Source organism: Virgibacillus litoralis, assembly GCF_017873675.1.
Classification (GTDB): Bacteria; Bacillota; Bacilli; order Bacillales; family Amphibacillaceae; genus Lentibacillus; species Lentibacillus litoralis.
Genome location: NZ_JAGGKK010000015.1, coordinates 1 through 18,272 on the forward strand (window position 1 = coordinate 1; position 18,272 = coordinate 18,272).

An 18,272-nucleotide genomic window follows, 5' to 3' on the forward strand; every position below is an offset into this window, starting at 1 on the left:
AACTCTATTATACCAAATAACGGAGGTTTTTTCTGTGTTTATATCAATTTTATCCCGTTTTTTCCAAATTTTAGGAGCCGTTTTTCAGTGGTCTCAACCTGTCCCCTCCGTCCCAGATTTAATTAATCTTCTTGTTAAAGTTCTCTAGTTTTTCTAGTGTTTCGTTGGAAAATTCATGAAGCTGTTTTTTGTTAGGTGTTTCTCTTTTAGCCATTGCAATTAAGGGGTACAGACTTTCCTCGATATGTGTGTAATCTTCTGGGTAATCCATTTCGACTTTCTTTTCGATTCGGTCCCACCTTTTCTCAATCTCTTCTCCAAGTTGATTAATTTCAGTACTATTATTTTCATCAGATTCTATTAACTCTTTTAATTCTTCTGTAGTAGTAATCACTTCATTGGTACCTCTTAAAATATCTTCCTTATTACTAAGCTCATGCAAGCCACGTATATCGGAATGCTGTTCCGTGTTGTTAAATCCAACTAGCATCAGACCTGTAGTTGAAATTATCCCAATGAAAAGCAGAAACTTTTTCATAGTATTATACCTCCTTGTTTTTTCTACTTTTCCCATAATTTACTGGGTTATTCATTGATTCTTGGATCTAATATTAGTCTGAATTGCAGTTGATCCACATTGTTGACTTGACGGTTCCACGTTCTGTTATTCCCTGTAAATAGCCTTTTTTGGGCTTAGTTTAGCATCCACATTGCAACCCTGTTTCAGAATTTAATCGCTAAACTAACAAAAAAGGGGGGTACAAATCCACGTGTGATTTGTACCCCTAATTCGTATGCAAATTATTATTTATCCTAGATACCCAGTTAAAAGTTAGCGCTGTTCTAATCGTTTAATTCGATCATCGATATCCGGATGAGATGAAAAGAGTGAGATTAGACCGCTTTTTCCATTTATCTTCATTGTCTGAACTGCTGAATCGTCGGTACGATCATTCACACTGGCCCGGCCTACGTTATTTTTCAATGAACGCAGCGCATGTGCCATTTTGTCGCGTCCTGCTAAATCCGCACCTCCACGATCGGCATGATATTCCCGGTGACGTGAGTATGCACTGACGACAATACTTCCAAGAATCGAGAAGAGGATTTGGAAAATAATAATCGCAGCGAAACGGACGACAAATTGCATTTCTTCACGCACAAATCGTGACGCAATAATTGCAGCAATCCTTGAGAAGAAGACTACAAACGTATTAACAATTCCCTGTAATAATGTCATGGTTACCATGTCGCCGTTAGATACGTGGGCTACCTCATGGGCAATGACACCTTCAACCGCTTTATCGTCCAAGTTGTTCAATAGACCAGCTGAAACAGCAACAAGCGATCGCTTTTTGGTAGGACCTGTCGCAAATGCATTCACTTCTCCAGACTGGTAAATTCCAACCTCGGGCATATGGACTAATCCAGCTGCACGAGAAAGGCGATGAACCTTTTCAACTACAGCGCGTTCAGCTGCTGATAATTGGTCATTCGGATTCAGTACTTTGACCTTCATCATTTTCTTAGCAATCCAACGTGATATTGCCAGTGAGAAGAATGATCCTATGAAGCCTACCAGCAAGCTGAATACCATTAGTGATACATAATCAATTCCCAAATAACCACTGCTATTTTCAAATGAACCGCTAATCCCTGTATAAGTTGTAATTAGTGACCAGGCGATTACGATTGTCGTTAAAACGAGAATGTTTGTTATTATAAAAAGTAATATTCGTTTACCCATTCATTTCCCCCATTTTTTAGAAAACTTGGCATTCACCAAGCTTTAATGTTAAGTGCCTATGCTTATGCATTACTTTTTTTTTACTGCTTAAGTTATAGGTTTCTAGTGTACCATGATTTCACTATAGTAGAGAAGTAAGTTGCATTGTTAAAAATTGCTGTTGACAAAAATAAAGAATAAATATAATATTAGTCCTACTAATTAAAAAATTAAATATCTTATCCAGAGTGACGGAGGGATCAGGCTCTACGATGTCACAGCAACCTACCTTTAAGGTGTGGTGCTACTTCCTGCAGAATGATGTTTGCCATTCTGAGAGATAAGGATTGAATACATAATCAACCCCCTCTTTCATTTTGGAAGAGGGGGTTTTTATATTTTAAATCAGAGGAGGTTAGGTGATGATAGAACTTCAGGAGATAGAAAAGGTTTACCAATCGAAGCATCAAAAGGTTGTAGGTGTAGACAATGTTTCGCTAAATGTGAACAAAGGTGAGGTATATGGGATTGTCGGCTATAGTGGAGCAGGTAAAAGCACGCTGCTTCGTTGCATGAACATATTGGAACGTCCAACTTCAGGTGCTGTCCTCGTTGGTGGTGTGAATTTGTTAACCTTACCTCCAAAAGCTTTGCGAACAGCAAGACAGTCGATTGGAATGATTTTTCAAGGATTTTATTTAGTTGCTTCTAAGACGGTTTTTGAAAATGTTGCATTTGCGTTAAAAGCTGCCGGAATTGATAAGGCATCCCGGAAAAATAGGGTGGTAGAATTACTGGAGCTTGTAGGGTTATCTGACAAAATTAATCACTATCCGGCACAGCTCAGTGGTGGTCAGAAGCAACGTGTCAGTATTGCCAGGGCGCTTGCAAACAATCCTAAAGTATTGCTTTGTGATGAGGCAACATCGTCACTCGATCCAAGTACCACCAAATCAATTTTAGCCTTGTTGAAAAAAATCAATAAAGAGCTCGGCATTACAATTGTTGTCATCACTCATGAGATGGAGGTTGTAAAGGAAATTTGTCAACGATGTGCTGTGATGCAGGATGGACGGATTATTGAAGAAGGTCCTGTATATGATATCTTCTCCGATCCAAAAGAGGAGTTAACGAAAAACTTTATTGAAACAGTATTGCAATTTTCTTTGCCTGAAAAACTGCTGGAATCATGCAAAGGTACATTGGTTAAGCTTCAATTTCGTGGAAAGCTTGCTGAGGAAGCGATCGTATCCGATATGATGCAAGGCTTTCAAGTTAGCGGGAATATTTTGCATGGAAAGGTTGAATACATACAAGATGCTCCACTTGGTATTTTTATTATGGAGTTGAATGGAAGTAAGGAAGAAGTTGAAAAGGCTATCGCTTATTTAGAGGATAGAGTGAAACAGGTGGAGGTGATTCAAGATGGAATTTAGTCGTTTGATTGAAATCCTGCCGGAACTGAATACTGCTTTCTTCCAAACACTTTATATGGTTGGTGTCGCATTATTGGTTGCTATTGTAATCGGTCTTCCACTGGGAATAATTTTATATGTAACAGACAAAGGATTCTTTTTGGAAAATAAACTTGTGAAAAGCGTTGCAGGTGTAATCACCAATCTCGTTCGATCAATTCCGTTTATCATCCTGCTCGTTTTTCTGTTGCCATTAACGGACACTATGCTGGGTACAACAATTGGGCCAACTGCAGCTGCAGTACCTTTATCTGTTGCAGCTATTCCTTTTTTTGCAAGGATAGTAGAATCAGCAGCCAGGGAGATAGATAAAGGTGTTATTGAAGCGGCCATTTCTGTTGGTGCATCACCATGGATGATTATTAAAGATATTATTTTACCTGAGATAAAGCCAGGGATTATTAGCGGATTGACGATAACGACGATTAGTTTAATCGGTTTCTCAGCAATGGCAGGTACAATTGGCGGCGGCGGTATCGGTGATTTAGCAATTCGATATGGCTATTATCGCTACGATGATCTTGTCATGTATACGACTGTAATAGTCTTGATTGTATTGGTGCAAGTGATTCAATACACAGGTGATTTTATTGCGAAATCAGTTAATAAACGATAATGGGGAGGAATTATAAAATGAAAAAAGGATTAGGATTACTAGCGGTATTATTGTCAGCATTGGTACTTGCAGCTTGCGGGTCGGGCGAGGTGTCCGGTGATGATGGAGATGAAAAGACAATCGAATTTGGGGCAACGACAGGACCGTACAGTGACATGGTAACAAAGGCACTGAAGCCATTACTTGAAGAAAAAGGGTATACCGTTAAAAACACGGAATTCAGCGACTATATTCAACCGAACAAAGCTTTAGATAATGGAGATCTGGATGCAAATTTATTCCAGCATAAAATATATTATGAAGCGTTTGAAAAAGAACATAACATGGATTTGTCCGAAATAAAAATAGTACCTACAGCTCCTATGGGTGTCTATTCAAATAAGTTCGATTCGTTAAAGGAAATTAAAGATGAAAGCACCATCACAATCGCAAATGATCCGACAAATTTAGCCAGAACCTTGCTTATGCTGCAGGATGCTAGGCTGATAACGATAAAGGATGGTATTGATCCGTTGCGTGCAACGATTGATGATGTGGTTGACAATCCAAAGAATCTGAAGTTCCAACAAATAGAGGCAGGACAATTGCCACGAACTGTTGAAAGTGAAGATTTAGCTGCGGTACCTGGAAATTATGCCTTAGCAGCAGATTTGGATCTGTTGGATGCACTGGTACTTGAAGAAATGCCAGATGATTACCGAAATCGGGTAGTTGTTAATACGAAAGACATTGACACAAAATGGGCTAAAGATATTAAAGAGGTAATTGAATCAGCAGCATTTGAAAAGATTATTGATGAGCAGTTTAAAGGATTTGGCAAGCCTAATTGGATGAAATAAAGTTAATTATATAATATCGAGTATCACTTGAGTGTGGTATTCGATATTTTTTTGGCAGTTGTGGATTTTTACAGCATAAATGCAATTAGAGTCTATACATTGGTTAGTTTAAAAATAGGGTAGCAGGGGAAAATATTGTATCAGACTAAATAATGGAGTGATTTATGTGGGTAATATGACAGGAAAAACAATTGTTATTACGGGTGCAAGCAGCGGTATTGGTGAAGCAACAGCCGAAAAGTTTGCTAATGAAGGTGCCAATGTTGTCCTTGCTGCACGCAGAGAAGAGCGATTAGAAGAAATCAAAAGTAAAATCAGCTCTGAAAAAGGAAGCATTGCTATAAAGAAAACCGATGTTACATCGAGAGAACAAATGCAGGAACTCGCTGATTTTGCTATAAAAGAATACGGTCAAATAGATGTTCTTTTCAATAATGCAGGGTTAATGCCATTATCTTTTATGAAAAATCTGAAGATAGATGAGTGGGACAGAATGGTAGACGTCAACATAAAGGGAGTGCTTTACGGTATAGCAGCAGTACTTCCGCATATGTTGGAGAAAAACGCTGGCCATATTTTAACGACATCTTCGGTTGCTGGACATGAAGTCTTTCCAAGCAGTGCTGTTTACTCAGGTACTAAGTTTGCAGTTCGTATTATGATGGAAGGACTAGCAAAAGAAGTAGCGCAAAGCAATATCCGTACGACATCCATTTCTCCAGGTGCAGTTCAGACGGAGCTTACAGATACGATTACGGATGAAGAAGTTCTTTCTAATTTCAAAAAAAGTGCCGGGTCAATGAAACTGCTGAATAGTGAGGATATTGCTGAAGCTGTCTATTATGCTGTGAATCAGCCGGAAAATGTAGATGTTAATGAAGTGATTGTTCGTCCTAACAACCAAGGATAAGCATAAAGTTTGGTTAAGCTGTCAGCCTTTCCATAGGATGACGGCTTACCTTATAGTATATATAGCCACATGTTTGTTAGTATTTAGATAGAGTAAAGTTGATTATCAGGAAAGGATGTATCATTTGCAACAAATTAAACTTATAAAAAGACCATCGGGAACGCCAACAAATGAAGACTTTGAATTTGCCGAAGCACCGATTGGAGAGCCGGCTGAGGGTGAAGTACTTATTCGTACTAACTATATATCGGTCGACCCTTATTTAAGAGGAAGAATGAATAATGTGAAGTCTTATGTCCCGCCATTTGAATTGGACTCTGTAATTACAAGCGCAGTGATTGGACAGGTTATTGAATCAAAGTCCACACATTTTGAAAAAAATGATGTTGTAACAGGGGGATTAGGATGGCAGGAGTATTCGGTTGTGCAGGAATCTGAGGTGCGAAAAATTGATACGAATCTTGCCCCAGCATCTGCTTATTTAAGCGTATTAGGAATGACAGGCCTAACAGCTTATTTTGGATTGCTTGATATTGCTGACCCTAAAGAAGGTGAAACGGTCGTTGTATCAGGAGCAGCTGGAGCTGTCGGTTCTGTTGTAGGCCAGATTGCCAAAATTAAAGGTGCTCATGTCGTTGGTATTGCTGGTTCGGATGAAAAAATAGAATACCTTAAAAATGAACTCGGATTTGATGCTGCGATTAACTATAAAACAGAAGAAATTGAAACGGCATTGGCCAAAGCGTGCCCTAACGGAATTGATGTTTATTATGAAAACGTTGGCGGAGAAATTGGTGATGCTGTCCTGCCGCTATTGAATAAATTTGCGCGTATTCCTGTTTGCGGAGCTATTTCTGCCTATAATAATAAGGAAGCTGATATTGGGTTACGAGTCCAAAGCTACCTGATTAAATCAAGTGCTTTAATGCAAGGTTTCACTGTCGGTGATTATGCTTCCCGTTTTAAAGAAGGATCTGAAGCTTTAGCAGGATGGCTTCAGGCAGGGGAAATACAGTACGAAGAAACAATTACAGAAGGATTCGAGAATACGATTGATGCATTTCTGGATTTATTTCAAGGTGCAAACGTAGGCAAAGCAATTGTAAAAGTATCCGATATAGAATAAGTCCTGGGGTGCGTTTCCGTTATGGAGCGCATCCTTTTCAGTTCCTGTTCGACATATAATGACAAAAACCGGGGAGTGACAGGCACGACGCTTTGGATTGAAATTTGGCTAAATTGGGTAAAGCTAAATAGATTGGTTGATTGAGATGGAAGGGAGCTGAATAATGTGTCTAATACGATTAAATTACTTAAAAAGGAAACTATTGCGACTGACACAATGCTATTTCACTGGGAAAAGCCTGAGGGAGTTGAGTTTAAAGCAGGACAATTTGGTGAATTTAATTTAATTGATCCAAGTGAGTCGGATGAAAAAGGAGACTCAAGGGACTTTTCGTTTGTATTTGCACCAGCTGAAAATAAATTAGCGATAGCGACAAGAATACGTGATTCTGCTTATAAGCAGGTCTTAAAGGATTTATCAGAGGGCGCTGAGGTTGAATTCAATGGACCCTATGGCGATTTTTCCCTGCATAAAACGGAATCAACACCTGCCGTATTTATCATTGGAGGTATTGGTATCACACCAGTTCGGAGCATGATTGCCCAGGCAACCATTGATAAATCAGCACATGACATGACGTTACTCTATTCGAATAAGACACCTGATGATGCACCATTTCTGAATGACTTTGAAGCATTTGCAGTGAAAAATGATAACTTTACTTTTGTTCCAGTAATGACGAGAGCTGACTCAAATTGGAGTGGGGAAAGTGGTCATATTGATGCTGATATGCTTAAAAAGTATATTTCAGACGTAAATGTGCCAATTTATTATTTGTCTGGCCCACCCGGTATGGTTTGGGATATGCGAGAGATGCTGCTTGGAGCTGGGGTAAAGGATAATAATATCATTACTGAAGAATTCCCAGGATATTAAACGAGTAGAAAAAATTTAGTTCTGTCCTTGTTGGTCAGAACTTTTTATTTTGGCATCTAGTTGTAATTTGTTAGCAATACTGAAAAAAATACGAAAGTAGCTTTCGCCATTGAGCGTGGCGATAAGCCGAATTTTCTAATATAATGGAAACAGTTAAAAGAAAGGGGAAGGTGAGAAGTTATGCTTTCAAAGCAGTCAATTATTGGGGTTATTGGAACAGGTGTAATGGGCAAAAGTATGACGCTAAATCTGCAAAATGCAGGTTATTCCATAAATCTCTATACCCGAACAAAAGAAAAAGCTCAGGATTTATTGGATAACGGTGCTGTTTGGAAAGATTCTGTCGCTGATTTAGCGCAGACATCTGATGTTATTATAACGATGGTCGGTTATCCGTCAGATGTGGAAAGTGTTTATTTTGGGGAAGAAGGAATTATTGAAAATGCAAGGCCTGGTACATATGTTGTTGATATGACTACCTCTAAGCCTGCGTTAGCTATTTACATTTACCAAAAAGCAGAGGAAAAAAATATTCATGTTTTAGATGCGCCAGTATCCGGTGGTGATGTTGGTGCCAAAAATGGAACACTTGCTATAATGGCTGGCGGTGAACAGCATGTATTTAATGAAGTTTCCCCTATTTTTGATGTAGTTGGTGAAAATGTAATTTTACAAGGGAAAGCAGGTGCAGGTCAGCATACAAAATTAGTAAACCAAATTGCAATTGCATCGAATATGATTGGAGTTTGTGAGGCGATAGCCTATGCCAAGAAGTCAGGGCTCGATCCTTCCCGTGTTCTGGATAGCATTACAACCGGTGCAGCAGGCAGTTTTTCCTTATCAAAGCTAGCCCCACGGATGCTTGCAGGTGATTTCGAACCAGGATTTTATGTGAAGCATTTTATCAAAGATATGACCATTGCGCTGGAGTCGGCACAAGAAATGGGGCTCTCCACACCAGGGCTTTCACTTTCACTGGAACTTTACAAAGAACTTGCTGAAAAAGGAGAAAACGACAGCGGAACACAAGCATTGATAAAACTATTTCAATAATGAGGTGCCTGTAACTCCCAGGACAATACATATGAAGGCTGGTGATCTGATGATATTTGAAGTAATTGTACAAAATGGGCAGGAGGCAATTCAGGCTGAGAAGCTGGGAGCAGATAGGCTTGAACTTGTATCAGCTATGGAGGAGGGTGGTTTGACTCCGAGTTATGGAGCAATCAAGCAAGTACTGGAGAGTGTTGCTATCCCTGTACAGGTTATGGTCCGTCCACATAGCTATCATTTTAGTTATACAGATGAGGATTTAAAGATTATTCGTGAAGATATCGACGTCATTCAAAAACTTGGCTGTAATCGCATTGTTTTTGGGGCATTAAATCAGGACCTTACGATTAATACGACTATGCTGGATGAACTTGTCCAGTTTTATCCTAATCTGGATATAACTTTTCACCGGGCATTTGATGAAGTACCGTCACAGCAAGATGCATATGAAACGTTGGTAAAATACCAGCAAAATGTGAAGCGGATCCTAACATCAGGTGGCAAAGCAAACGCTGAAGCAGGAAAACAACAGCTTCAAGAGCTTGTGGAAAAGGGAAATGGACCTGTCATCATGCCGGGTTCAGGTTTAACACCTGCAAATATTAAAGAAATTCATGAGGCTGTTGGTGCTACTCAGTATCATTTTGGAAAATCAGTGCGAGTGGGCAATTCATTTGAAAATGGCTTTGATCCGGATGCGATGAGAGAAGTTGAGGAGAAGTTAAAGGGGTAGCACCAAAAGAGATCAAATAGAAAAACGTCTGTCATCATAACGGGTTCCGTTTTGTACCCAATTTGTTATAAAAATTCACCAATATAATGAAATATTAAAGGCGTAGTAGCAGGATGAGGGGTATAAAGGGAGCGGAATGTGATTCACATACAGTGAAGTGAATCGTGGTTCCGCTAAATGAGTGAAAAAGCCGTATTAGAAGGTTGAAGCGGTTCCTGGTTCCGTTATTTACCTAAAAACAATGAAAAATGTGGCTAAAAAGGGTAAATAGCGGAATGAGGATTACATAACACGATCAAAATAGGCGTTTTTAAGGAAATAACGGAATGAGGATCCACCAAATCAGTGCGCGCCAGCATGTCTAGTGAATAAATACACTTAAACTGTCTGCCGTCCTTTAGTTGAAGAAGCAATAATAAGAAAAATCTCAGTTCACTTTTAAAACTGAGATTTTTCTAATTTTTAATTCCAAATACCACTACAAATATAGTTTATCATCGAATTTTTCTCGTAATTAAATAGTTAAAAGTCGCACCATACCAACAAAGAACAAAGAGAAGGTAGCTTAGTAATAAAATTTTTTTCATATTTTACCTAAAAGGTATTGAATAAAATTTCTTTTCATATATAATGAATTTAAGAAATATTTTTTCAAAATTTTGAAAGGGGTTACATGGATGAAACTTTCACTACTTGGTCTAGGCAAAATGGGTTACAACTTAGCACTTAACTTAATTGACCAAGGTCATGAAGTTATCACATATGACATCAATCACGAACAGGTGAAAGAAATTTCATCTGAAGGTGCCATCCCGGCATATTCAACTGAGGAAGTAATACAACATTTAGAAAGCCCTCGGATAATATGGACGATGGTTCCTGCTGGCGAAGCTACGGAATCGTTAGTAAGTGATTTACAGGATAAACTTGACCCGGGTGACATTATTATTGATGGGGGGAATTCAAACTATAAAGATTCTATTCGTCGGGGAACCCAGTTAAAGGAAAAAGGAATTCATTTCTATGATGTAGGTACTAGCGGAGGAATAAATGGCGCTAGAAATGGCATTTGTGCCATGATTGGCGGGGATCAAGAGGTATTTAAAGAAATTGAGCCAATTTTCAAAAGTATTACTGTGGAAAATGGATATTTATATACTGGTCCATTGGGGAGTGGTCACTTCCTCAAAATGGTACATAATGGCATTGAATACGGTATGATGCAGTCTATTGCAGAAGGCTTCGATATCCTCAGTAAAAGTCCATTTGATTTTGATTATGAAAGCGTATCCAGGGTTTGGAATCATGGTTCTATTATCAGTTCATGGCTGATGGAACTGACAGAAGGCGCATTTGCGAAAGATGCTAATCTCGATGATATCAAGGGGGTTATGAATTCTTCAGGTGAGGGGAAATGGGCTGTTGAGTCAGCACTTGATATGCAGGTTGCAGCACCAGTAATTGCCTTATCACTCATGATGCGATATCGTTCGCTTGAAGAAGATACCTTTACTGGAAAGGTGGTTGCTGCATTACGAAATGAATTTGGTGGACATGAAGTTATTAAAAATTAATCAAAAATAGGGGGACTTATAAAATGAAGAAGATTTTAATGTTTGCAGTTGTAGCTCTAATGATTATTATTCTTGGCGCATGTAGTGGTGAAGGCGACGAAACATCATCCGACAATTCTAGTGACAATAACGCTGAAGCAACAGAGGGTGCTGAAGAAGGTGCAGAAGAAGCTTCAGAGGAAACAAAGACAATTCGTGCAGGAATCGGTCTGAATGAGGATCATCCACAATATAAGGGACTATTAAAGTTTAAGGAAATTGTTGAAGAAAAAACAGATGGAGCAATCTTGGTTGAAACATATGCAAGTGGCCAACTTGGTGACGACCGTACCATGACTGAGGCTCTTCAGTTAGGATCTCAGGAAGTAACAATTCCATCCACGGCACCTCTTGCTAACTTTGTACCAGAGTATAGTATTTTTGATTTCCCATTCCTGTTCCCAGATGAAGAAACAGCTGATGCAGTACTGGATGGTGAAGTTGGACAAAAATTATTGGATATGCTTGAAGATCAGAATTTGGTAGGTTTGGCTTATTGGGAGAATGGTTTCCGTGATTTAACGAACAGTCAGCATGAAGTAGCAACTGCTGCAGACTTTGAAGGATTAAAAATTCGTACCATGGAAAATGATTTACATTTAGATGCATTTCGTGCATTAGGTGCTAATCCGACTCCTATGGCATTTACAGAGTTGTTCACTGCAATGCAGCAAGGTACAGTTGATGGTCAGGAAAACCCGGTGGCAACAATCTACTTGGAAAAATTCTATGAAGTTCAAGACTATGTATCTAACACACACCATGTTTACAGTCCATTTGTGTTCCTTATGGGCAAAGAATTCTATGATAGTTTAACAGATGAACAACAAACTATTGTAAGAGAAGCTGCTGTTGAAGCTGGTAAATATGAGCGTAAATTAAATCGTGAAGCAAATGAAAAATATGTAGAAGAATTACAAAATGAAGGAATGACATATACTGAAATCACTCCAGAAGCTCGTCAGGAAATGGTAGATATTATTCAGCCTGTCTTGGATGATTATACAGAAAAGATTGGTGAAGACCTTGTACAGGAAGTTTACGATGCGATTGATGAGGCATCGAAATAAGTACTAAGAATTTATTATAACGAATATGATTAGTTGTAATTAATTGTCCTGCTCCTTAGACAATTCTTTAAACAATGTGAGGTAAAGTATTTTTATATCTTTTGTTTATATAGAGCAGGTTTAGTGGTTTTGTGTTGCATGTGAAAAGACTTTGGGGAGTTAATCTTCAGAGTCTTTTTCCACTATAACATATGAAAAATTGCTAGCCGTTCAAAAGTCTATAAACTCAAAATCATGTAATCATGATTTGAATGATGAAGAGGTGATTACCACATGAAAGTTATAAAATGGATTGATGAATATATTGAAGAAGTCCTCCTAGTCATATTATCAGTAGTGATGGTTGTTGTTATCTTTTTGCAAGTAGTCATGCGAACCTTTGATAATTCGCTATCCTGGTCAGAGGAACTAGCACGCTTTAGTTTTATATGGCTTGTATATATTGGTATTAGTTTAGGTGTGAAAAAGCAAAGACATATAAAGATTGATGTTTTGCTGCATTTGCTAAAAGAAAAAAGTGGAGTTATTCTTACCATTTTTTCTAATTTACTATTTTTGGCCTTTGCTATATTCACAATCATTTATGGTTACTCCATTGGAGAAAAGCTTTTAGCATTTGGTCAACAATCACCAGCATTACATATACCGATGGGTTTAGTATATATGGCGACCCCAGTTGGCATGAGTTTAACTGCAATTCGTCTGATACAGAATCTTGTACAGAATTTTACTGCTTTATTTGGATCAAAATATGTTTCAGATGTAGTTACACTTGAGTATGAAAGAGCACAGAAGGGTCCTATTGAATAGATTAGGAGGTTACACAATATGGTATCGGGTGTTTTATTTGGCAGTTTTGCAGTCCTTTTAATTTTAACTGTACCAATTGGGATTTCATTGGGAATAGCAACACTAATCACTATATTTTACTCTGGTACCCTGCCGATTGAATTTCTAATGAAGGAATTAGTAACTTCAGTCGATTCCTTTCCGTTAATGGCTGTTCCATTTTTTATTTTAGCTGGGGAAATCATGGGTAAAGGTGGAATTTCGGAGCGTTTATTTAATGTTGCAAACGCTTTAGTAGGTAATAAAACAGGTGGATTTGCAATAGCAACAATAATTACGTGTATGTTTTTTGCGGCAATTTCCGGTTCAGGTCCTGCCACAGTTGCAGCAATTGGAAGTATTATGATACCTGCAATGGTGAGAAATGGATATGATAAGAAGTTTTCCACGGCTGTTGTTGCAGCAGCAGGTTCTTTAGGGGTAATTATTCCGCCGAGTATTCCAATGGTTATTTATGGTGTTGTTGGAAGTACATCAATTGGAGATTTATTCATAGGAGGGATTATACCAGGGCTGTTAGTTGCAATAGGCTTAATGGTTTATGCATATTTCTACTCTAAGAAAATGGGTTTTAAAGGAATGGACGAACCTACTTCACTAAAAAAGATTTGGGTAGCAACTTGGGAAGCAAAATGGGCACTTTTGATTCCAGTTATTATTTTGGGGGGAATTTATGGTGGCTACTTCACTCCTACAGAAGCTGCAGTTATTGCGGTCGTTTACGGGTTGGTTGCTGGTATGGCAATTTATCGAGAACTGTCAATTCGTATGCTTCCTAAGGTATTAACAGATGCAGCTCTAATGACTGCAACCATTTTAATAATTGTAGGGACAGCTACTGCGTTTGGCCGATTTCTGACCATCGAACAAATACCTTTAAAGGTAGCGAATGCAATGATGACAGTTTCTGAAAGTCCAATAATTATTATGATGTTAATCACATTATTGTTATTAGTTGTCGGCTGTTTTATGGATACATTGGCGGCAATTATCATTTTGACGCCTATATTACTGCCAATTGCAGTTCAAATTGGTTATGATCCAATGCATTTTGGAATTATTATGGTCGTTAACCTTGCAATAGGATTTATCACGCCACCACTAGGTGTTAACCTATTCGTTGCTTCGGGGATTTCAGGGTTACCTATTGAAACAATTGCAAAGGCAATTATGCCGTTTTTCTTTGCCATGCTGGTTACACTTATCATAATTATTGTTTTTCCACAGCTATCATTATTCTTACCGAGTCTTGGAGGTTAATATGGAAAAGTCTTTGGATGTCGTCACATTTGGTGAAACGATGGTCCTGTTTGAACCGGTTCAGATGTTTCCACTGGAATATGTGAGTCAATTTCATAAACATATAGGTGGAGCAGAATCAAATGTAAGTATTGGGCTTAAGCGGCTTGGTCATCAAGTCGGATGGTTTAGCAAGCTTGGGAATGATCCCTTTGGTCGCTACATTCTTCAATTTATTCGTGGGGAAGGAATTGATACGTCAGCTTGTATTCAAACGGATGAAGCCCCGACAGGTTTACTTTTTAAGGAAAAAAAGTCACATGAGAATTTAAATGTGTTTTACTACCGGAAACATTCGGCAGCAAGCTTAATGACGCCAGAGGATTTGGATGAGTCATATATAGCTAATGCAAAATTTCTTCATGTAACAGGTATTACGCCAGCTTTAAGCGAAACGTGTGAGCAGACTGTCTTTCGAGTTATGGACATTGCCAAAAAAAATAACACGACGATTGTTTTTGATCCAAACCTTAGATTAAAACTTTGGAAGGCGGAAAAAGCGCGAGCAGTTTTACTTAAAATGTCTGAGCTGGCAGACGTCATCCTTCCAGGACTTGATGAAGGAACATTTTTAACAGGCGAAACCGAGCCTGAAGGAATCACTGCTGCTCTTAACAAAAATGGAAAGAAAACAATTGTCGTTAAGCTTGGAAGCAAGGGTGCTTATTATCACACAGATGAAGAAAGTGGGTATGTCACAGGATATCCCGCCTCTCAAGTAATTGACCCGGTTGGTGCTGGCGATGGATTTGCTGCTGGAATTATCAGTGGTATGCTGCGTAATGATTCTTTGCCTGCTACAGTGGCACGTGGAAATGCAATTGGAGCTATTGTTGTAGGAATGCATGGTGACGTTGAAGGGCTGCCAAGGGAAGATGAGCTAGAACGATATTTAGATAATGGTTCAAATAATAAAGATGTAAATCGATAACTAATGTTTCAGGGGGGGGGTGTGCAAATGGATAAATGGGAACAGCTGCAATTCTTAAAAGAATCTGGCCTTGTTGCAGTACTCCGTAAACTTGATAAAGATAAAATAAACAAGATTTGTAAAGCTTTAATCAAGGGCGGAACAGGGGCAATAGAAATAACAGTTGATTCAGATGGATCATTTGAGATGATAAATCGACTGAAAATTGAGCATGGAGATCAGGTGCTTATTGGTGCCGGAACAGTCTTAGATGCGGAAACAGCCAAAACAGCAATTCAGGCAGGTGCTGATTTCATTTTTTCACCAATTTTTAATAAAGAAGTGATTCAGCTAACTAACAAATATGGAAAAATTTCTATCCCTGGTGCCATGACCCCTACTGAAATAGTTGAGGCAAATCAGGCTGGTGCAGATTTAATCAAAGTTTTCCCAGCCAATGCTCTTTCCATAAATTATATAAAAGATTTACAAGGACCATTAGGACATATTTCAATGATGCCAACTGGTGGGGTGTCACTTGATAATGTTGAGCATTTTATTCGTACTGGTTCAGTAGCTGTCGGTGTTGGAGGCTCTCTGACGGATGCTGAGGCAATTGCAGACGGAAACTTTGAAAAACTAACGGAAATCGCAGAACAGTTCGTGATGCTAATTAAACGAGCAAGAGTGTAAAGGAGTCTAACAATGAAAATAACAAAATTAGAAACCTTTGTAGTTCCCCCAAGATGGTTGTTTCTAAAAATTGAGACCGATCAGGGGGTTTTTGGCTGGGGTGAACCAGTGGTCGAAGGAAGGGCGGCAACAGTCAAAACAGCTGTAGAAGAACTAGGCGATTATTTGCTTGGAAAAGATCCACTTTTAATTGAAGATCATTGGCAAGTAATGTATCGATCTGGTTTTTACCGTGGTGGTCCTATTCTAATGAGTGCGATTGCAGGGATTGATCAGGCACTATGGGATATTAAAGGGAAATATTATAATGCATCTATTGCAGATCTGATGGGTGGGGCATGCCGTGACAAAATAAAAGTTTATTCATGGATTGGTGGTGACCGTCCATCTGAGGTTGGGAAATCAGCCAAGGAAGCTGTCGATAAAGGGTTTACCGCTATTAAAATGAATGGAACTGAGGAATTACAATATGTTGATTCATACGACAAAATTGATGCAGCTGTTGAACGAATAGCAGCTGTTCGTGAAGCAGTAGGGGGCAACATTGGAATCGGCATCGACTTTCATGGGAGAGTTCATAAACCTATGGCGAAAGTACTAGTGAAAGAGCTCGAGCAATATCGCCCAATGTTTATTGAAGAACCAGTATTGCCAGAAAATAATGAAATACTTAGAGATATTGCTGGTTTAACCAATATACCAATAGCAACAGGTGAAAGAATGTTTTCGCGCTGGGATTTTAAAGATCTATTTACCGGTGGCCATGTAGATATTATTCAGCCCGATTTGTCTCATGCAGGCGGCATTACGGAGTGTAAAAAAATCTTTTCAATGGCTGAAGCTTATGATATAGCTGTAGCTCCACACTGTCCGCTTGGACCTATTGCCTTAGCTTCATGTTTACAGGTAGATGCTACATCGCATAATGCATTCATTCAAGAGCAAAGCTTAGGCATTCACTACAACCATGGTAATGATTTATTGGATTACTTGTCTGATCCATCCGTGCTCGATTATAAAGATGGCTATGTAGCAATGTTACAAGGACCGGGACTCGGAATCACCATTAACGAGGAATATGTACGTGAACAAGCAAAGATAGGACATAACTGGAAAAATCCGGTGTGGCGTCATAAAGATAACTCAGTGGCTGAGTGGTAGAGAAGAAAAAGCCTGAAGGATTCTGCAAATGTCAGGAGGCAAAGTTATGAATACGTTTAAGGTAGTAATAACAGATAATAATTATGACACGATAGCCCCAGAAATTGAGCTATTAGAGAGTATCGGTGCAGAAGTTGTTTCTGCCCAATGTAAGACAGAGAAAGAAGTCATTCAAGCAGCTAAAGATGCTGATGGAATCATAAGTCAGTATGCACCAATTTCCAGGAAAGTTATCGAACAGCTCACCAATTGTAAGGTAGTGTCCCGGTATGGAATAGGTTATGATGTCATTGATGTTGATGCTGCTACGGAAAAGGGGATTTTGGTATGCAATGTGACGGACTATTGCATTGAAGAAGTATCGGATCATGCATTTGCACTTTTAATGGCTTCTGCACGGAAAATAACGGAGCAGGATAAGGCGGTCAGAAGAGGAGTTTGGGATTATAAGGTAACTGCCCCAATCTACCGGTTAAGTAATCAGGTTTTAGGGTTAGTAGGCTTTGGCAATATCCCACAGCTGTTAGCGAAAAAAGCACAGGCCTTTGGATTAAGGGTAATCGCTCACGATCCTTTTATTCCTGTTCATACTGCGGAACAATTAGACGTCGAGCTGGTGGATCTGTCAACATTGTGCGAGCGATCTGATTTTATATCCGTTCATGCTCCGCTGAACGAACAGACAAAAGGGATGATTGGAAAAGAGCAATTTAAACAGATGAAAGAACAAGCGTTTCTTATTAACACCTCAAGAGGACCTGTTGTTGATGAGCAAGCGTTAATTGAAGCATTAAGCGATAATGCAATTACAGGGGCTGCACTGGATGTCCTAGAAACAGAGCCGATAGATTTTAATGATCCATTACTTAGTTTAGAAAATGTTATTCTTAGTGCGCATATAGCGTGGAATTCAATGGAAGCTGAATTAGAGCTTAAAAGTAAAGCAGCTCAAAATGTAGCAGATGTATTAACAGGTTATTATCCAACTTATTTGGTTAATAAAGAGATTAAAGGGACAGTTTTTTAAAAAAATAAATAGAAAAAGGAGGAGGCTGGCATGAACGAAATTACGCAAGAAGTGGTCGTCAACATTACGGAAGAGGAGACAATTATTGAACTTAGTCAACTGACACAGAAATATCACTCGGAAATTTACCTGAAGAAAATAGTCGGAGGATCTGTCCTAGAAATCAGCCTGAAAAGTTTTTTAGGGTTAATCACGCTGCAGTTACAAAATGGTGATCATCTTACGGTTAGGGTTATAGGGGAGGATTCCAAAGAAGCTATTGATGAAGTTGTTCGATTCCTTTCGTGACTTGAATA

The 18,272-nt window shown here is 38.9% G+C and carries 19 protein-coding genes and 1 riboswitch; of the genes, 17 read left to right on the forward strand and 2 right to left on the reverse strand.

The genetic code is table 11. The annotated features are described in order from the left end of the window. Window positions 1–118: 118 nt before the first annotated feature. Both J2Z82_RS13170 and htpX read right to left on the reverse strand, forming a co-directional pair. Complete coding sequence (locus tag J2Z82_RS13170; RefSeq protein WP_209481243.1) at window positions 119–538, reverse strand: hypothetical protein; 420 nt, start codon at window positions 536–538, stop codon at window positions 119–121. Between the two features lie 294 nt (window positions 539–832). Then, on the reverse strand, window positions 833–1,747 hold the full coding sequence (htpX, locus tag J2Z82_RS13175; protein ID WP_209481244.1) for a protease HtpX: 915 nt from the start codon (window positions 1,745–1,747) through the stop codon (window positions 833–835). 215 nt (window positions 1,748–1,962) lie between these two features. After that, a riboswitch (SAM riboswitch) is annotated at window positions 1,963–2,073 on the forward strand. 75 nt (window positions 2,074–2,148) lie between these two features. Here htpX and J2Z82_RS13180 point away from each other — a divergent pair. The 17 genes from J2Z82_RS13180 (at window position 2,149) to J2Z82_RS13260 (ending at window position 18,264) form a co-directional block, all read left to right on the forward strand. Further along, complete coding sequence (locus tag J2Z82_RS13180) at window positions 2,149–3,162, forward strand: methionine ABC transporter ATP-binding protein (RefSeq protein WP_209481245.1); 1,014 nt, start codon at window positions 2,149–2,151, stop codon at window positions 3,160–3,162. Then, the gene (locus tag J2Z82_RS13185) at window positions 3,152–3,817 is read left to right on the forward strand and encodes a methionine ABC transporter permease (protein ID WP_209481246.1); all 666 of its coding nucleotides are present in this window, start codon (window positions 3,152–3,154) and stop codon (window positions 3,815–3,817) included. The genes J2Z82_RS13180 and J2Z82_RS13185 overlap by 11 nt, the downstream gene beginning before the upstream one ends. A 17-nt stretch (window positions 3,818–3,834) precedes the next feature. Next, complete coding sequence (locus tag J2Z82_RS13190) at window positions 3,835–4,656, forward strand: MetQ/NlpA family ABC transporter substrate-binding protein (RefSeq protein WP_209481247.1); 822 nt, start codon at window positions 3,835–3,837, stop codon at window positions 4,654–4,656. Between the two features lie 175 nt (window positions 4,657–4,831). Then, window positions 4,832–5,566, forward strand: a complete 735-nt coding sequence (locus J2Z82_RS13195; protein WP_209481331.1) for an SDR family oxidoreductase — start codon at window positions 4,832–4,834, stop codon at window positions 5,564–5,566. A 124-nt stretch (window positions 5,567–5,690) separates the two neighbouring features. Next, window positions 5,691–6,692, forward strand: coding sequence for an NADP-dependent oxidoreductase (locus tag J2Z82_RS13200; protein ID WP_390314479.1), 1,002 nt, complete (start codon window positions 5,691–5,693; stop codon window positions 6,690–6,692). A 165-nt stretch (window positions 6,693–6,857) separates the two neighbouring features. After that, complete coding sequence (locus J2Z82_RS13205; protein ID WP_342453640.1) at window positions 6,858–7,568, forward strand: FAD-dependent oxidoreductase; 711 nt, start codon at window positions 6,858–6,860, stop codon at window positions 7,566–7,568. 180 nt (window positions 7,569–7,748) lie between these two features. Then, window positions 7,749–8,621 (forward strand): NAD(P)-dependent oxidoreductase, encoded by an 873-nt coding sequence (locus J2Z82_RS13210; protein WP_209481249.1) that lies wholly within the window; start codon window positions 7,749–7,751, stop codon window positions 8,619–8,621. A 31-nt stretch (window positions 8,622–8,652) separates the two neighbouring features. Next, on the forward strand, window positions 8,653–9,354 hold the full coding sequence (locus J2Z82_RS13215) for a copper homeostasis protein CutC (protein WP_245251689.1): 702 nt from the start codon (window positions 8,653–8,655) through the stop codon (window positions 9,352–9,354). A gap of 677 nt (window positions 9,355–10,031) precedes the next feature. Continuing rightward, window positions 10,032–10,928 (forward strand): phosphogluconate dehydrogenase (NAD(+)-dependent, decarboxylating), encoded by an 897-nt coding sequence (gene gnd / locus J2Z82_RS13220; protein WP_209481250.1) that lies wholly within the window; start codon window positions 10,032–10,034, stop codon window positions 10,926–10,928. A gap of 23 nt (window positions 10,929–10,951) precedes the next feature. Beyond that, window positions 10,952–12,037, forward strand: coding sequence for a TRAP transporter substrate-binding protein (locus J2Z82_RS13225; protein ID WP_209481251.1), 1,086 nt, complete (start codon window positions 10,952–10,954; stop codon window positions 12,035–12,037). Window positions 12,038–12,310: 273 nt separating this feature from the next. Continuing rightward, on the forward strand, window positions 12,311–12,847 hold the full coding sequence (locus J2Z82_RS13230) for a TRAP transporter small permease (RefSeq protein WP_209481252.1): 537 nt from the start codon (window positions 12,311–12,313) through the stop codon (window positions 12,845–12,847). A gap of 18 nt (window positions 12,848–12,865) precedes the next feature. Beyond that, entirely contained in the window at window positions 12,866–14,146 is a 1,281-nt protein-coding gene (locus tag J2Z82_RS13235; RefSeq protein ID WP_209481253.1) for a TRAP transporter large permease, read from the forward strand. Between the two features lies 1 nt (window position 14,147). Further along, window positions 14,148–15,116: a sugar kinase gene (locus J2Z82_RS13240; protein WP_209481254.1), complete on the forward strand. Its 969-nt coding sequence runs from the start codon at window positions 14,148–14,150 to the stop codon at window positions 15,114–15,116. 27 nt (window positions 15,117–15,143) lie between these two features. Continuing rightward, complete coding sequence (locus J2Z82_RS13245; protein WP_209481255.1) at window positions 15,144–15,788, forward strand: bifunctional 4-hydroxy-2-oxoglutarate aldolase/2-dehydro-3-deoxy-phosphogluconate aldolase; 645 nt, start codon at window positions 15,144–15,146, stop codon at window positions 15,786–15,788. A 12-nt stretch (window positions 15,789–15,800) separates the two neighbouring features. Then, complete coding sequence (gene dgoD, locus J2Z82_RS13250) at window positions 15,801–16,949, forward strand: galactonate dehydratase (RefSeq protein WP_209481256.1); 1,149 nt, start codon at window positions 15,801–15,803, stop codon at window positions 16,947–16,949. Window positions 16,950–16,995: 46 nt separating this feature from the next. Continuing rightward, complete coding sequence (locus tag J2Z82_RS13255; RefSeq protein ID WP_209481257.1) at window positions 16,996–17,976, forward strand: C-terminal binding protein; 981 nt, start codon at window positions 16,996–16,998, stop codon at window positions 17,974–17,976. A gap of 30 nt (window positions 17,977–18,006) precedes the next feature. Then, entirely contained in the window at window positions 18,007–18,264 is a 258-nt protein-coding gene (locus J2Z82_RS13260) for an HPr family phosphocarrier protein (protein ID WP_209481258.1), read from the forward strand. The last annotated feature ends 8 nt before the right edge of the window (window positions 18,265–18,272 follow it).

What these genes read in the sequence shown, in the direction of transcription:
- J2Z82_RS13170 (WP_209481243.1), bottom strand. Translation starts at nt 538, where the DNA reads ATGAAAAAGTTTCTGCTTTTCATTGGGATAATTTCAACTACAGGTCTG.
- htpX (WP_209481244.1), bottom strand. Translation starts at nt 1,747, where the DNA reads ATGGGTAAACGAATATTACTTTTTATAATAACAAACATTCTCGTTTTA.
- J2Z82_RS13180 (WP_209481245.1), top strand. Translation starts at nt 2,149, where the DNA reads ATGATAGAACTTCAGGAGATAGAAAAGGTTTACCAATCGAAGCATCAA.
- J2Z82_RS13185 (WP_209481246.1), top strand. Translation starts at nt 3,152, where the DNA reads ATGGAATTTAGTCGTTTGATTGAAATCCTGCCGGAACTGAATACTGCT.
- J2Z82_RS13190 (WP_209481247.1), top strand. Translation starts at nt 3,835, where the DNA reads ATGAAAAAAGGATTAGGATTACTAGCGGTATTATTGTCAGCATTGGTA.
- J2Z82_RS13195 (WP_209481331.1), top strand. Translation starts at nt 4,832, where the DNA reads ATGACAGGAAAAACAATTGTTATTACGGGTGCAAGCAGCGGTATTGGT.
- J2Z82_RS13210 (WP_209481249.1), top strand. Translation starts at nt 7,749, where the DNA reads ATGCTTTCAAAGCAGTCAATTATTGGGGTTATTGGAACAGGTGTAATG.
- J2Z82_RS13215 (WP_245251689.1), top strand. Translation starts at nt 8,653, where the DNA reads ATGAAGGCTGGTGATCTGATGATATTTGAAGTAATTGTACAAAATGGG.
- gnd (WP_209481250.1), top strand. Translation starts at nt 10,032, where the DNA reads ATGAAACTTTCACTACTTGGTCTAGGCAAAATGGGTTACAACTTAGCA.
- J2Z82_RS13225 (WP_209481251.1), top strand. Translation starts at nt 10,952, where the DNA reads ATGAAGAAGATTTTAATGTTTGCAGTTGTAGCTCTAATGATTATTATT.
- J2Z82_RS13230 (WP_209481252.1), top strand. Translation starts at nt 12,311, where the DNA reads ATGAAAGTTATAAAATGGATTGATGAATATATTGAAGAAGTCCTCCTA.
- J2Z82_RS13235 (WP_209481253.1), top strand. Translation starts at nt 12,866, where the DNA reads ATGGTATCGGGTGTTTTATTTGGCAGTTTTGCAGTCCTTTTAATTTTA.
- J2Z82_RS13240 (WP_209481254.1), top strand. Translation starts at nt 14,148, where the DNA reads ATGGAAAAGTCTTTGGATGTCGTCACATTTGGTGAAACGATGGTCCTG.
- J2Z82_RS13245 (WP_209481255.1), top strand. Translation starts at nt 15,144, where the DNA reads ATGGATAAATGGGAACAGCTGCAATTCTTAAAAGAATCTGGCCTTGTT.
- dgoD (WP_209481256.1), top strand. Translation starts at nt 15,801, where the DNA reads ATGAAAATAACAAAATTAGAAACCTTTGTAGTTCCCCCAAGATGGTTG.
- J2Z82_RS13255 (WP_209481257.1), top strand. Translation starts at nt 16,996, where the DNA reads ATGAATACGTTTAAGGTAGTAATAACAGATAATAATTATGACACGATA.
- J2Z82_RS13260 (WP_209481258.1), top strand. Translation starts at nt 18,007, where the DNA reads ATGAACGAAATTACGCAAGAAGTGGTCGTCAACATTACGGAAGAGGAG.